This window comes from Brevibacterium ihuae, assembly GCF_900184225.1.
GTDB classification, from domain to species: domain Bacteria; phylum Actinomycetota; class Actinomycetes; order Actinomycetales; family Brevibacteriaceae; genus Brevibacterium; species Brevibacterium ihuae.
This window is the reverse complement of the sequence record NZ_FXWZ01000003.1, coordinates 651,154-665,436: the sequence shown is the minus strand read 5'-3', so window position 1 is coordinate 665,436 and position 14,283 is coordinate 651,154. Positions and strand designations below refer to the sequence as shown.

Annotated in this window: 11 protein-coding genes and 1 tRNA gene; 3 read left to right on the top strand and 9 right to left on the bottom strand. The window is 70.9% G+C overall.

Annotation, left to right across the window (positions count from 1 at the left end):
• Positions 1 to 33 precede the first annotated feature (33 nt).
• The 4 genes from treZ to glgX form a co-directional block, all read right to left on the bottom strand.
• Positions 34 to 2,022 (bottom strand): malto-oligosyltrehalose trehalohydrolase, encoded by a 1,989-nt coding sequence (gene treZ / locus C1A17_RS08380; protein WP_245873593.1) that lies wholly within the window; start codon positions 2,020 to 2,022, stop codon positions 34 to 36.
• Between the two features lie 110 nt (positions 2,023 to 2,132).
• On the bottom strand, positions 2,133 to 2,564 hold the full coding sequence (locus C1A17_RS08375) for a PaaI family thioesterase (protein ID WP_101652580.1): 432 nt from the start codon (positions 2,562 to 2,564) through the stop codon (positions 2,133 to 2,135).
• A gap of 5 nt (positions 2,565 to 2,569) precedes the next feature.
• The gene (treY, locus tag C1A17_RS08370) at positions 2,570 to 5,455 is read right to left on the bottom strand and encodes a malto-oligosyltrehalose synthase (protein ID WP_101652579.1); all 2,886 of its coding nucleotides are present in this window, start codon (positions 5,453 to 5,455) and stop codon (positions 2,570 to 2,572) included.
• 40 nt (positions 5,456 to 5,495) lie between these two features.
• On the bottom strand, positions 5,496 to 7,769 hold the full coding sequence (gene glgX, locus C1A17_RS08365; protein WP_101652578.1) for a glycogen debranching protein GlgX: 2,274 nt from the start codon (positions 7,767 to 7,769) through the stop codon (positions 5,496 to 5,498).
• A 372-nt stretch (positions 7,770 to 8,141) separates the two neighbouring features.
• Here glgX and C1A17_RS08360 point away from each other — a divergent pair.
• Positions 8,142 to 8,229, top strand: a tRNA-Ser gene (locus C1A17_RS08360).
• A gap of 47 nt (positions 8,230 to 8,276) precedes the next feature.
• Positions 8,277 to 8,498 (top strand): hypothetical protein, encoded by a 222-nt coding sequence (locus tag C1A17_RS08355; RefSeq protein ID WP_101652577.1) that lies wholly within the window; start codon positions 8,277 to 8,279, stop codon positions 8,496 to 8,498.
• An 82-nt stretch (positions 8,499 to 8,580) separates the two neighbouring features.
• On the opposite strand, the gene C1A17_RS08350 is transcribed toward C1A17_RS08355, so the two are convergent.
• Genes C1A17_RS08350 through C1A17_RS08340 form a run of 3 tightly spaced genes read right to left on the bottom strand, consistent with a single transcriptional unit; the run spans position 8,581 to position 11,275 of the window.
• On the bottom strand, positions 8,581 to 9,402 hold the full coding sequence (locus C1A17_RS08350) for an NAD(P)H-binding protein (protein WP_101652576.1): 822 nt from the start codon (positions 9,400 to 9,402) through the stop codon (positions 8,581 to 8,583).
• Between the two features lie 32 nt (positions 9,403 to 9,434).
• Positions 9,435 to 10,271: an ABC transporter permease gene (locus tag C1A17_RS08345; protein WP_101652575.1), complete on the bottom strand. Its 837-nt coding sequence runs from the start codon at positions 10,269 to 10,271 to the stop codon at positions 9,435 to 9,437.
• Entirely contained in the window at positions 10,271 to 11,275 is a 1,005-nt protein-coding gene (locus C1A17_RS08340; protein ID WP_101652574.1) for an ATP-binding cassette domain-containing protein, read from the bottom strand. The genes C1A17_RS08345 and C1A17_RS08340 overlap by 1 nt, the downstream gene beginning before the upstream one ends.
• Positions 11,276 to 11,377: 102 nt before the next feature.
• Between C1A17_RS08340 and C1A17_RS08335 the strand changes: the two genes are divergently transcribed.
• Complete coding sequence (locus tag C1A17_RS08335; RefSeq protein ID WP_101652573.1) at positions 11,378 to 12,337, top strand: helix-turn-helix transcriptional regulator; 960 nt, start codon at positions 11,378 to 11,380, stop codon at positions 12,335 to 12,337.
• 80 nt (positions 12,338 to 12,417) lie between these two features.
• On the opposite strand, the gene C1A17_RS08330 is transcribed toward C1A17_RS08335, so the two are convergent.
• Positions 12,418 to 13,587, bottom strand: coding sequence for a sodium:solute symporter family transporter (locus C1A17_RS08330; RefSeq protein ID WP_101652572.1), 1,170 nt, complete (start codon positions 13,585 to 13,587; stop codon positions 12,418 to 12,420).
• Positions 13,584 to 14,258 (bottom strand): OsmC family protein, encoded by a 675-nt coding sequence (locus C1A17_RS08325; RefSeq protein ID WP_101652571.1) that lies wholly within the window; start codon positions 14,256 to 14,258, stop codon positions 13,584 to 13,586. The genes C1A17_RS08330 and C1A17_RS08325 overlap by 4 nt, the downstream gene beginning before the upstream one ends.
• Positions 14,259 to 14,283 lie beyond the last annotated feature (25 nt).

The window sequence follows — 14,283 nt, the reverse complement described above, 5'->3', positions numbered from 1 at the left end:
CACGGTTGAGCCGGCAACGGGTGTCCGCCCGGCTCAGCCGGCGAGCTCGATCGCGACTGCGGTCATCGGCGGGAGGACGACGTCCTCGGCATCGATGACCGCGGTCGCGGTGCCGGAGACGCCGGTGCCCGTCGCCCCGCCGGGCACGGCCACCCCGCGCGCGGTGAGGAACTCTGCGGTGTCGAGGAGCGTCGCCGCCGCAGGCCGGGGGAGCCGGACGCGCTGCTCCCCGCTCCCGAGGTTGGCGACGAGTGCGAGACCGCCGATGGTGAGTGAGACCCAGCGCTCGTCGCCGCGAGCGTCCTCAGACGCTGCGGGACCGTCCACGCGGATGTCGGCGAAGCGGGGACCGCGAAACTCCGGGCGTGCGGCCCGGATCCGACCGAGTGCGCAGTGCAGCTCGAAGATCGCTCGGCGGGAAGCGTTCTCCGGTCCGCTCTCCTCCGCGAACTCCGACCAGTCGAGGACGGAGCGGGTGAAGGTCTCCGGGTCCTGGGGATCGGGCACCGTCGACTCGTCCCATCCCATCCGGGCGAACTCGCTCTTGCGTCCGTTCGACACCGCCTCGCCCAGCCATTCCTCCCGGTGGTCGGTGAAGAACTGCCACGGGGTCGAGGCCGCCCACTCCTCGCCCATGAAGAGCATCGGGGTGTTCGGTCCGAGCAGCAGGAGCGTCGCGCCGACGGCCAGGGCATCGGGACCCACGAGATGCGAGAGCCGGTCGCCGGCCGCACGGTTGCCCACCTGGTCGTGGTTCTGCGTGCACACGACGAGCTGCCCGGGGTCCACCCGTTTGCCGTCGATCGGGCGACCGTGCGCCCGACCCCGGAACGAGGAGCGGGTCCCGTCGTGGAAGAAGCCGGAGCGGAGCACCTTCGGCAGCGCGCGCGGATCGGCGAAGTCGGCGTAGTAGCCGCCGGTCTCCCCGGTGAGTGCGACGTGCACCGCATGGTGGAAGTCGTCGCTCCACTGGCCCGTGAGACCGTCCCCGCCCTGGGCGCGCGCGGTGATGAGACGGGGATCGTTGAGGTCGGATTCGGCGATGAGGTGGATCGGATGGGACCGTCCGAGCTCCCCGGCGAGCGCCTCCAGGTGGAGCGTCATGTCCTCGAGGATCGGCAGCGCGCGGGAATCGACTAGGGCGTGGACCGCGTCGAGCCGGAAGGCGTCGACGCCGTAGGCGACGGCGAACATCGCGAGGTCATCGAGGATGAACGCGCGCACCTCGTCGGAGTCCGGGCCGTCGAGGTTGATCGAATCGCCCCAGGGGTTCGCGGCCGCGGAGTGGAGGTACGGACCGAAGAGTCCGAGGTAGTTCCCGGACGGGCCCAGGTGGTTGTGGACGACGTCCTGGATGACGCCGAGGCCGCGCGCGTGGGCCGCGTCGATGAAGCGTCGGTACCCCTCCGGCCCACCGTAGCTCTCCTGCACCGCGTACCAGGCGACCCCGTCGTAGCCCCAGTTGTGGAGGCCGGCGAAGGTGTTGACCGGGAGGAGCTCGACCCAGCCGATCCCGAGCGCGACGAGGTGGTCGAGCCGCTCGATCGCGGAATCGAAGGTGCCGCCGGGGGTGAAGGTGCCGATGTGGAGCTCGTAGACGGGAGAGCCGTCCCAGGCGCGCCCGGTCCAGGCCGACGCGGGGTCGGCGGTGAGAGCGGGCACGGTCGCCGACGGGCCGTGAGGACCGTACGGCTGCCGGCGCGAGCGCGGATCGGGCCGGAGGTCGGGGTGGGAGTCGAGGAGGAACCCGTACTCGATGAGCGGAGCATTCGTCGCAGTGTCCGTCTGCTCCGTCCGTGCGACGGCGGCGCGCAACTCGGCGGAGGGGTCGGTCACGGCCCACCACCCCGCCGGGGTGTGCGTCATCGCCTCGATCCGGAAACCGAGCGCATCGAGCTCGGGTTCGGACAGGGGTGACTCGCGGTAGCGATCGCGGACCGCGGCGGGTGACATGTCGAGGTCGGCATCGGTGCGCCAGGCGAGGCGCACGGCTGCGGCTGCGGGCGCCCAGACCCGGAACACCGCAGGGGCCGCCGGGTCCCGAGACTCGGGCAGTCCGCGGTCAAGGGACGGGTAGGCCGGGAAGCGGAGCGTTGTGTCAGGGCCGCCGCGCCGGCTCGCGTCGACGACGATCACGAGGTCTGCGGCAGGTCGACGTTGTGGAGGCGGAGATGTCCGCGCGCCAGAAGCTTGCCGGACTCCTCGGCGGTGATCGAGATGAGCCACAGCTGCTGGGTACGGCCCTGCTGGATCGCCTCGGCCGCCACCAGGACTCGACCGCGGTCGAACGGGCGGATGAAGTCGGTGGCGTTGTGCACTCCCACCGAGTACTGGCCGCGCTCGGCGACGGCATTGCCCCCGGCCATGCTGCCGAGGGATTCGACGATCGTGCAGTACACGCCCCCGTGGACGGTGCCGTAGGGGGTGTGGTGCTCCGGCCCGAGATCGACGTGACCGGTGACCCGGGTGGGGCTGAGCTCGGTGACGACGATCTGCGGATTGGCCGGGGCGCCGATGGTGTGTTCGGCGCCGGAGGCTTGCGGGGTCTGGGTGCTGTCGGTCATGGTTCTCACTCCACTCGTTCGAGGACGGCGACGGGCATGTGTGCGAGGAGGTCGGCGACGCGGAATCGGGTGCCGGTGTACTCGGCTCCGGTGATGACGTCCTGCCAGCGCGGATCGTCCTGTGCGCCGGATGCGGAGTTCCCACCGGGCGCCCCGTCATCGGCGGATCCGGTGCCGGCATCCGTCGCCTCGGGGTCGGTCTCCGCGAGCACCTGCTCGAGGTAGGCCGCATCGTCGAGGGGCCGGAGGTCGTCGTCGGCGACGGTCACCGTGGTGTCCGCCCAGCCGCCGGCCTTCTCGAGACCGATCGGCAGCCGGGTGCCGACGAACAGCACGCGGCTGCCGAACAGTGCGGCGAGGGCATGCTCCCACTGGGCGCCCGCGCGACCGACAGGGAGCGGAGGGCCGGCGAGGAGCGGGCTGTCGGGCACGAAGACGTCGCGGAGGCGAGCGCGCAGATGGAGCAGCCGGGAGGTGAGGAGCAGCTTGACGCCGCCGGAGTCCCAGGCGTCCTCGCTGTCGGGATCGAGTCGATCGAGGGCGCCCAGGAGCGCGCCGCGGGCGTCGTAGTCGACTGCGCGGCGGTTGTCCGGGTCGACGAGCGAGCGGTCCCACAGCTCGGTGCCCTGGTACACGTCCGGCACCCCGGGGGCGAGGAGCTGCAGGGCCTTGGCGACGAGGCCGTTCGACCGGCCGGCCGCCCGGATCCGCTCGTCCATGTCCGCGATGAGCTCCCGGAGTCCGGGGTCGTTCGCGGTCGCTTCCATGGCGGCGCGCAGCTCGCCCTCGAACTCGGCGTGGTTGTCCGTCCACCACGTGTAGAGGCTCTGTTCGCGGGCGGCCTTGAGGGCGTACTCGGTGAGGCGCTCCGGCGAGGCCGGCCAGGCGCCGAGCACCGCCTGCCACAGCAGGACGTCGAACGAGGTGTCCGCGGCCAGCGGCGCCCGGCTCTCCTTCATGCTCGCGTTGATGCCGTACCGCTGGCCGGCGGCGACCGTGAGATCGGATTCGTCGGGCCGGTACCGCACCGCGGTGTGCCGGCGCGCGGCGGCGAGGAAGGCGAGGAACTCCTCGGGCACCTCGGCGAGTGCGAGGATCCGCGCCCGGGTGTCCTCGCTGCGCTTGGTGTCGTGCGTGGTGAGCGAGTTCAGGCCGTAGGGTGTGGTGCGCATGCGCCGCTCGAACTCCTGCCACAGCGCGGTCGGCGCGAGGGGCTCCTCGGGGCGGCCGCCCACCTCGTTGAGCGCGGTGAGCGCGGCGTAGCGGTAGAAGGTCGTGTCCTCGACGCCCTTCGCCATGATCGCCCCGGTGGTCTGGGCGAAGCGGACGAACGTCGGATGATCCGCCGTGGTGAGGACGACGCCGAGGTAGGAGAGCAGGCGGTCCGAAGCGGTGGCCGACCGCGCGGTGGAGCTGATCGCCGCAAGCGCCCGTCGGATGATCTGTCCGTCCGGGCTCAGCGGCGGGAGGTCCGTCGTGTCGACGGAGTCGGACAGGAGGGCGAGGAAGTGCAGGCGGTCGGTGGGCGCCGGCGCATAGACGCGGTAGACGGGGAGGGAAGCGGCGAGGAGCCCGAACACGTCGGCGAGCTGCTCGATGTCGATGTCGAGAGGGTCGGAGCCGATGATCGCGCGGGCGCGGGCGTCGCAGTGGAACCAGCCGATCGCCTTGAGCTCGCGGGCCAGCCGGAGCATCTCCCCGGACAGCGGGCCGAACGCGAAGTGCGTCTTGGCGGTCTGCTCGATCTGGGTGAACAGCCCGTGCACGGAGGTCGGGTGGCGCTGCAGGTGGCGGGCCGCGGAGGCGAGGTCGACCGGATCCCCTTCGGTCTCCTCGCCGGGCAGCGGTCCGCCGGCGCTCAGCTGCTGGCGGGCGGCTTCGAGGTGGAAGAATCCGGCACGGTTCGTCAGGGCGCCGTCGATGTAGGCGATGAGCTCGTAGCCGGTGGTGCCCCGGGCGCCCGCGGCCTCCCAGCTCGCGGGCAGGAGCTCGCGCTCGCCGCGGGACTCGAGCGCGAGGATCTTCTCCGTGACGATGTACGCCCCGGTGAGGTGGGTGAGCCGGGCGAGGTACTCCGCCGGCCGGGCGAGTCCGTCGATGTGGTCGATGCGCAGCCCGTCGACGAGCCCGTCGACGAACCACGAGGCGATCTCGCGGTGGGTGGCGGCGAACACCTCAGGATCGTCGACCCGGATGCCGGCGAGCGTCTTGATCGAGAAGAACCGGCGGTAGTTGAGCTCCCAGTCCTCGTGCTTCCAGTGGACGAGCCGGTAGTTCTGCACCGCGTGGAGCTCCTGCGGCGTCATGCCCTCGCGCAGGCTCCCCGGTGCCACGGGGTACAGGGCGTCGTAGTAGGCGAGGACCGGGGAGCCCTCGTGCTCGCGGATCTCGAGCTTCTCGAGGTCGTCGGGCGAGCCGAGTTCGGCGAGGACGAGCTTGCCGGTGGCCGGACGGTGCCAGCCGTCGTCCGGCCGGAAGGGGGCGGTGTCGTCGGCACCCGCGGCCCAGTCGATGTCGAACCAGTGGGCGAAGCGCGAGGCCTCGCCGAAGGTCAGCAGATCCCACCAGTAGGGGTTGTGGCGCGGAGTGGCGACGCCCATGTGGTTGGGGACGACGTCGACGAGCACGCCCATGCCCGCGGAGTGTGCCGCGCGGGAGAGCGCCTCGAGACCCGCTCGCCCTCCCCGGGCATCATCGACCCACGTGGGGTCGACCATGTCGTACCCGTGCGCGGACCCCGGCTCCGAGGCGAGGATCGGCGACAGGTACACCCAGTCGACGCCGAGGCCGGCGAGGTAGGGGACCTGTTCGGCGGCATCGAACAGGGTGAAGTCGGCTGTGAGCTGGAACCGGTAGGTGGAGGCGGGGACGGGTGCGGGACGCTGGCTCAATCTCACTCCTGCTCGGATGGGTGGGGATTCGGGGCCGGGCTCAGATCTCTTCGTAGCCCGGCCGGACCTTCTCGCCGGCCTCACCGGGGATGCCGAGGTCCTCGACCTCGCGGGTCCCGACCGGTGCGGTCTCGGTCTCGCCCTGCTGCCCGGCGACCGCCCGCGAGGCGAGCGAGGCCTCGACGGTCATCGCGGTCTCCTCCTCCGTGCTCGCCTCCTTGAGGATGAGCATCGACTTGCCGACGAGCGTGACCTTCTCCCCGGCGGTGAACACCTGCTCGTCGGTGAAGAGCCCGGCGGTGTCGAGCTGGACCTCCCAGCCCGGCGCGAAGTCCTCGTTCGGGAAGACGAAGTCGACGTCCTCGAGCGAGGCGTTGTAGAACACGAGGAAGTCGTCGTCGCGGATCGGCCGGCCGCGCTTGTCCATGCCCTGGATGCCGCTGCCGTTGAGGTAGACGCCCAGCGCGTGGGCGAACGAGGTGTGCCAGTCGGTGACGATCATCTCCTCGCCGTCGGTGTTGAGCCAGACGAGGTCGGGAAGCGGCTGTTCGACGTCGGAGCGGACGACCTGCCCGTCGAAGAAGCGCGAGCGGCGGAAGGTCGGATGCTGCTCGCGGATCTCGAACACGCGGGCGGTGAACTCGATGAGCGGCTGGTCGGCGTTCTCCCAGTCGATCCAGGCGAGCTCCGAGTCCTGGCAGTAGGCGTTGTTGTTGCCGTTCTGGGTGCGGCCGAGCTCGTCACCGTGGCTGAGCATGGGCACGCCCTGGCTCAGCGCGAGCGTGGCGATGAAGTTCCGCTGCTGGCGGGCGCGCAGGGAGAGGATCTCCGGGTCGTCGGTGATGCCTTCGGCGCCGTGGTTCCACGAGCGGTTGTGGGACTCGCCGTCGCGGTTGTCCTCGCCGTTGGCCGCATTGTGCTTCTCGTTGTAGGACACGAGGTCGGCGAGGGTGAACCCGTCGTGGGCGGTGACGAAGTTGACCGAGGCGAAGGGGCGGCGGCCGGAGTTCGCGTAGAGGTCCGCGGAGCCGGAGATCCGCGAGGCGAACTCGCCGACGGTCGAGTGCTCGCCGCGCCAGAAGTCGCGGATGACGTCGCGGTACTTGCCGTTCCACTCCGACCACAGCGGCGGGAAGTTGCCCACCTGGTAGCCCCCGGGGCCGATGTCCCAGGGCTCCGCGATGAGCTTGACCTGGCTCACCACGGGGTCCTGCTGGATGATCTCGAAGAAGGTCGAAAGGCGGTCGACGTCGTAGAACTCGCGGGCGAGCGCCGCGGCGAGGTCGAAGCGGAAGCCGTCGACGTGCATCTCGGTGACCCAGTAGCGCAGCGAGTCCATGAGGAGCTGGAGCGAGTGGGGCATCCGGACGTTGAGGGTGTTGCCGGTCCCCGTGTAGTCCATGTAGTGCTTGAGGTCGTCCTCGACGAGGCGGTAGTAGTGCGTGTTGTCGATGCCGCGCAGGGAGATCGTCGGGCCCATGTGGTTGCCCTCGGCGGTGTGGTTGTAGACCACGTCGAGGATGACCTCGATGTCCGCGTGGTGGAGTGCGCGGACCATCTCCTTGAATTCCTGGACCTGCTGGCCGGACTGTCCCGAGGCGGAGTACTCGTTGTGCGGCGCGAGGAAACCGATGGTGTTGTAGCCCCAGTAGTTGCGCAGGCCCTCCTCCTCGAGGCGCTGGTCCTGGACGAACTGGTGGACGGGCATGAGCTCGAGCGCGGTGACCCCGAGCTTCTTGAGGTGTTTGATGACGCTCGGGTGGGCGACTCCGGCGTAGGTGCCGCGCATCTCGGACGGGATGTCCGGGTGCATCTGGGTGAGGCCCTTGACGTGCGCCTCGTAGATCACCGATTGGTAGTAGGGGTGGTTGGGGTGCTGGTCGCCGCGCCAGTCGAAGTACGGGTTGATGACGACGCCGAGCATCATCGAATCCGCGGAGTCCTCCTCGTCGTAGCCCGAGCCGTCGCCGCCCAGGGGGTAGGAGAACATCTGCTGGCCCCACTCGATCTGGCCCGACACCGCCTTGGCGTAGGGGTCGAGGAGGAGCTTGTTGGGGTTGCAGCGCAGGCCCCGGTCCGGGTCATAGGGACCGTGGACGCGGTAGCCGTAGAGCTGGCCGGGCTCGACCTGCGGGAGGTAGCAGTGCCAGACGTAGGCGTCCTTCTCGGTGAGCTCGATGCGGTCCTCGTTGCCCCACTGGTCGAAAAGGCACAGCTCCACCTTCTCCGCCGGTTCGGAGAAGATCGCGAAGTTCGTTCCGGTGCCGTCGTAGGTCGCGCCGAGGGGGTAGGGCGTTCCTGGCCACACTTGCATCGAGGGAGTCTCCTGACTGGCTCGGTTCCACGGGACCGGTGGGTCCTGCTCTAGCCTACCGAGTGGTCCGGACGCGGATTCACCGGCGTCCGCGGCGACGGATGAACTGTTGCCGAACTGTGGCGCGGGTCGCGGGCAGGTGACGACGGGACGATCCGGTCCCGGTGGGCGGTCCCGGGACGGCGGACGTCACAGCGGGGACGCCACGGATGGAGAGCAGCCGGGCCCGGGCGGCGCAATCGGAGCTCCGGCGTCACAACGGGGACGTCACAGCAGGGACGTCGCGGCACCTCGCCCGGGTATGCGGATATGACAGAATGTGGGGTGCACCGCCAGGCAGGACGGGGTCTCCCGGCCGGTCGCCCGGTGCGAGGTGAGTTGACAGAGCGGCCGAATGTGACGGTCTTGAAAACCGTTGTAGGGCAACCCCCTACCCAGGGTTCGAATCCCTGACTCACCGCCGTGCGCCACCCGGCTCGGTGGCCGGATCCGCCCCACACTCCGAGCATGACCCGACCGACCGGATTCGAGTACCGCGAACGCGGCGACGCGGTCGTCATCACGCATCACGGGCGTCCCGCGACCACCCTGCGGGGCCGCCGCGCCGCGGACTTCCTCGACGACGTGGAGTCCGGGGATCCGCAGGAGCTCATGGCACGGCTCACTGGCAATTACCGCCGGGGCAACGAACGGCAGGCTCGGAACCACCCGCGCAACCGATCGCGCTGAAGGTCCGCTGCCCCGCGGCACCGCAGCGCCGCTGCCCCGCAGCGCGGCTGCCCCGCGGCACCGCTGAGCCGCGGCGCGGCGTTCACTCCCTCCGGAAGGCCTCGGCGTTCTTCTCCGCCCATTGGGCGAAGGTGCGGGCCGGGCGCCCGGTGACCCGCGCGACGGTGTCGTGCACCTCGGCGGCCTCCGCAGGCGGATTCGTCGCGAGCTCGATGCCGAACGCGACGTAGTCCTCGGGATAGCCGTACGACCGCAGCCGCTCGCGCTCCTGCTCGACGGTGAGCTGTTCGAAGACGATGTCCTCCCCGATGGCCTCTCCGATGAGGTGCGCTCGCTCGGCCGGCGTGAGCGCCTCCGGACCGGTGACGACATAGGTGCGCCCGGCGTGCCCCTCCTCGGTGAGTGCGGCGACGGCGACGGCGGCGATGTCGGAATCGTGGACGACGGCGCTCGGCCAGTCGGCGAGCATCCGCAGCCTCCCGTCCGCACGGATCCCCTCGGCCCACTCCAGGGCGCCGGACATGAACTCCGCCGGCCCCACCACCGTCCAGTCCAGCGCGGACTCCCGCAGCGCCGGTTCGATCGAGGTCTCCTCCCAGCCGCCGAGCACGGAGATCCGGCGCACTCCCGCCCGCGCGGCGAGGTCGACGATCCGGGGACCGGTCGTCAGGGCCTCTCCCTCGTCTCCGCCGAACGTGATGAGGTGGGCGGCGGAGACGCCGTCGAAGGCGGCGGTGAGCGAGTCGGGATCGGTGAGGTCGCAGGCGACGACCTCGGCGGCTGCGGGCAGGTGCGCCGCGGCGGGATCGCGGGTGAGTGCGCGCACCTGTTCTCCGGCGGCGAGGAGCTGGTCGACGATGATGCTGCCGATGGTTCCGGTGGCTCCGGTGACGAGGATGGTCATGATGGTCTCCGTTTCGTTTCGTTGGGTGAGGTTCAGTCCGCGCTGCGGTTCATCAGGCGGACGCCGAGTGCGAGGCCGAGGGCGGCCGTCGCGAGCGCGGCGACCCATCCCCAGAGGATGGCAGGGGAGGAGAAGTCGCCGGCGAACAGCGCCCGCTCGGCCTCGACGACGTATGCCAGCGGGTTGGCGGTGGCGGCGATCTGCATCCACCGGGGTCCGGAATCCAGCGGCAGGAGCATCCCGGAGAGGATCATGAGCGGGAAGATCAGGGTCTGGTGGACGACCCAGAACATCCAGTCCTGCTTGCGGACCGCGGTCGCCAGGCCGTAGCTCAGGGATCCCAGGCCGACGCCGAGGACGGCGAGGAGCGCCAGGCCGAGTGCCGCACCGAGGACGTCGGCCCGGAACCCGAAGGGGATCATCACGACGATGACGATGAGCGCCTGACCGATGAGGGGCAGCACTTCCTTGAGCGAGCGGCCGACGAGCAGCGAGGGGCGGGACAGCGGGGTGACGAGCATGCGCTCGTGCGCTCCGGTCTGGAACTCGTAGAGGAGGTTCGAGCCGGTGGTGGCGGTGCCGAAGAGGGTCGTCATGACGAGGATCGCCGGGACGAACCACTGCCAGACGTTCCCGCCGAGCCCCTGCTCCCCGCCGAGCGAGCCGGCGAGCAGGGGACCGAAGAGGCCGAGGAACACGAGGGGCTGGACGAGGCTGAAGACGAGGGAGAACGGATCGCGCAGCACGGGTCGCAGTTCACGGGTCATGACGATCCACGTGTCGCGCAGCGGTGCGCTCGCGCCGCGGCGGGCGGTACGGTCTGCAGGTGCCGGCCGGAGTGCGGCCTGGGGCGGTGTCGGGGTGGTCATCATGCGTCCTTTCCGGGGTGAGGGGCGAGTTCGGCTGCGGGCTTCGGTGCGGTCTCCTCGCGGAGGCTGCGGCCGGTGAGGGCGAGGAAGACGTCGTCGAGGGTGGGACGGTCGACGTGTGCCGCCGCGATGTCGATGTCCGACTCCCGGGCCGCGGCGAGCAGCCCGGGCAGGGCACGCGGGCCGTCGGTCACCCGGGCCGTCACGACGGTGCCGTGCACGGCGACCTGGCGGGCGCCGGCGCCGTGGGAGACCAGCTCGGCCGTGCGCGCGGCCGCTGCGGCGTCCGCAGCGGTGAGGCCGATGCGGTCGCCGGCGAGGTGGGACTTGAGCGCATCAGGGGTGTCGTCGGCGATGACGCGGCCGTGGTCGACGACGATGACGCGCTCGGCCATGGCGTCGGCTTCGTCGAGGTAATGCGTGGTGAGGACGATCGTCATGTCGTGGGAGCTGCGCATCGTCGCGATGTGCTGCCACAGATTGGCGCGGTTATGGGGGTCGAGACCGGTGGAGGGCTCGTCGAGGAACAGCAGCCGGGGAGCGTGGACGAGACCGATGGCCACATCGAGTCGCCGGCGCTGCCCGCCGGACAGCTCGGAGACCTTGCGCGCGGCGAGCTCGCGCAGCCCGAGGACCTCGAGGAGCTCGTCGGTGCGGCGCCGGGCCTCGCGGCGGGACAGACCGTACACGAGAGCCTGGGTGTACAGCTCGTCGCGTGCGCGCTGGGTGTGGCCGCCGCCGTTGCCCTGGCCGACATAGCCGATCCGCCGGCGCACCTCGGCCGAATCGCCGACGACGTCGAAACCGGCCACGGTGGCGGTGCCGGAGGTCGGAGGGATGAGGGTCGTGAGCATCCGCATGGTCGTCGTCTTGCCGGCTCCGTTGGGGCCGAGCACCGCGACGAGCTCTCCGGGCGCGATGTCGAGGTCGATGCCGCAGACGGCCTGGACCGACTGCGCACGGCCTGTCGCGAAGGTCTTGGTGAGGGATCGGGCGTGGATCACGGTTCCTCCTGAGGGGATGAGCGGGCCGTCTTCGGCGGCGTGGAACCATGCTTTCGAGTCTTTAGGTCAGTTTCTGTCCACAATAGTGCCTAATCTGGATCCATGTCGACGAGCACACGGATGCTTCAGCTCCTCTCCCTCCTCCAGACCCGCCGGTTCTGGTCCGGCGCCGAGCTCGCCGAGCGGATGGAGGTCACTCCGCGGACCCTCCGCCGCGACATCGAGCGGCTGCGGGACCTCGGGTACCCCGTCGACGCCGATCGCGGCATCGGCGGGGGATACCGGCTCGCCGCCGGTGCCGCACTTCCGCCGCTCGTGCTCGACGACGCCGAGGCCATCGCGATCGCCGTCGGACTGCAGTCGGCGGCCCAGGGCTCGGTGGCCGGGATCGAGCAGTCCGCTCTCCAGGCCCTGACCAAGGTCGTCCAGGTCATGCCGCCGCGGCTGCGGCAGCGGGTCGATGCGGTGCGGGCCATGACCGTGCCCGCGACCTGGGGACCGCGCACTGCGGGTCCGGCGGTCGAGGCCGACACCCTCACCGCCATCGCCCAGGCCTGCCGCGACGACGAGCGGCTGCGCTTCGACTACCGGACCGCTGACGGCCGGACGGCGCAGCGCCATGTCGAGCCGCACCGGCTGGTCTCCCTGGGTGGTCGCTGGTACCTCGTGGCCTACGATCTCGGCCGCCACGACTGGCGCAGCTTCCGGCTCGATCGACTCCGTGCGCCCAGCGGCACCGGCGCTCGGTTCCGACCCCGCCCGTTGCCTGCGGAGGACGCCGCCGCGTTCGTCCGGGAGGGCATCGAGAGCGCGAGCTCCCGCTACGCGGTCGACGTCATCATCCATGCACCCGTCGCCCGCGTGCGCGCTGCGCTCGACGGGTGGGGCGCCATCGAGGACATCGACGGGCAGCGGTCCCGGCTGCGGATGACGACCGACACCCTCGACTGGCCGGCCATGGCGCTCGGCGCGGTCGAGGCGGACTTCGAGATCGTGTCGCCGCCGGAGCTCGGCGCACGGATCGCGGAATGGGGCGAGCGCTTCACCCGCGCCGCCGGGTGAGTGAGGCGGGATGCGCCCGTCTCAGCGGTCGGTGAGATCCGTCCGCGGCGGGCGGGTGCGAGGAGCGCAGCGCCCGCTGGTCAGTGGCCGCCTTCGTTCGCCTCGCCCGCCGTCGACGGCGCGAGCTTCGCGGTGCCCGACGGGGACTCGGCTCCCCGCTCCGCCGGAACGGTGAGGCTGACCGTCGCGGCGAACAGCGCCACGACGACGATGAACAGCGCCATGCCGACGAGCCCGTGTCCGGCGAGCCAGGACCAGGCGAACACGGAGAGGACGGCCACCGCGGCGGCGAGGAGGAGGAACAGCTGCCCGCGCTGCCGGCGGCGTCCGGCCGGGACCGTGACCCACCGGCGCTGGACGAGGGTGACCGCAGTGAGGCCGACGAGGTTCGCGATCATGCCGACCCACACCGGGTGGACGCCCAGGAAGAAGGCCGCCGGATCGAAGTCGGAGAGCGTGTACCAGGTGAGCCCGGAGCCGAAGCCGGCGAGCAGCGCGGTGAGCGCCGCCGAGCGCGTGGCGAGCGGCCAGAAGAACGCGGCGAGCACCGGAGCGAAGGTCGCGCCGTTGCGCAGGGTCCATGCCATGACGTTCCACCACGCCGACTGCTCGGAGCGGAGCAGGGCGAAGACGACCATGACCACCGTGAGGCCGACGAGCGCCCACACGCCGACGGCGAACATCAGCGTGATCATGATGACGTTCATCGTCTGGCTGAAGGCCACCGAGTGCATGCCGCCGGAGGAGAGGAACGCGAGGAGGACCGCGGCGGTGACCGCGATCGACATGGGCAGGGTGAGCCCGGTGACCATGTGGAGCGCCGAGGCGAACGCGATGGTCGTCGCCACGGAGTACATGGGGAAGGTGAGCCCGGTGATGACCGAGCTGATCGCCTTCGCCGCCCGTCCGAACCGGTCGCCGATGATGCCGGTCACCGTCACCACGAGCTTCTCCCGCAGCGGCTTGACGAGGAGGAGGGCGATGAGGAGGACCTGCACCGTCTCCGCGACGCCGTACCAGACCGCAGAGATCCCGGTCCGATAGCTCAGCTCGACGATGGCGATGAAGGACGAGCCGGAGAACAGCCCGGTGATGCAGAAGGCCACGGTCCAGGGGCTGAACGTGCGGCCGCCGACGAAGAAGCCGCCGCGACCGGTCTCCCGGCGGCGGAGTGCGATGCGGCCGCCGACGACGAGCCACAGGGTGTAGGCCGAGGCGAGGGCGATGGTCCACAGCCCGACGGCGGTCATGCGCGGCCTCCCGCCGAGGCGCCGGCGAGGTCGCCGAGGTCCCGGGCGGGCGCCTCGGGGTCGTGGGCGTCCGCGTTCTCGATCGTCAGCACCGGAACCGGGGCGCCCACGGACTCCTGCCGGGTCTCGTAGCCGAGAGCGGCGTTGCAGGCGGCCTCGGCGTCGCCCTCCGCGGTGTTCGCGGCGAAGGACCACGCCACGGTGAGGTCGACGTGGGCGTCGCGGAGCAGGTTCACCGCGGGGCAGGAGTGCTCGACCTCGGCCGCGAACTCCCGCAGCGTCTGCTCGTCGGTCTCCGTGGTGCCGACGCACACCTGGAGGCGGTACGTGTGGAAGTACGGTTGCACGTCGGCGGTGCCGGCGAGCCCGCGCCGGTCCTGCCGGGCGAGCGAGTAGGTGGAGACGCCGGTGAGCTCGAGGCCGCACCGGGCGGCCGCCTGGTCGATGACGACGGTGATGCAGGCTCCCACCGAACCGGCAAGGTACTCCATGGGAGTTGGCCCCTCGTTCCGTCCGCCGATCTGCTCCGGCTCGTCGACGGTGAACGCGAAGTCCCGGACCGCGACGCGGGTCTGCTGCCGCCCGGTCCAGGTCCCGGCGGCGCGGAGCGTCTTGGAATGGGCGTCCTCGGGGTGCGCGGTGAATCTGGGGTGCCTGACTGCACGGTTCATCGGGGGTCACTTCCCGGTCGTCGGT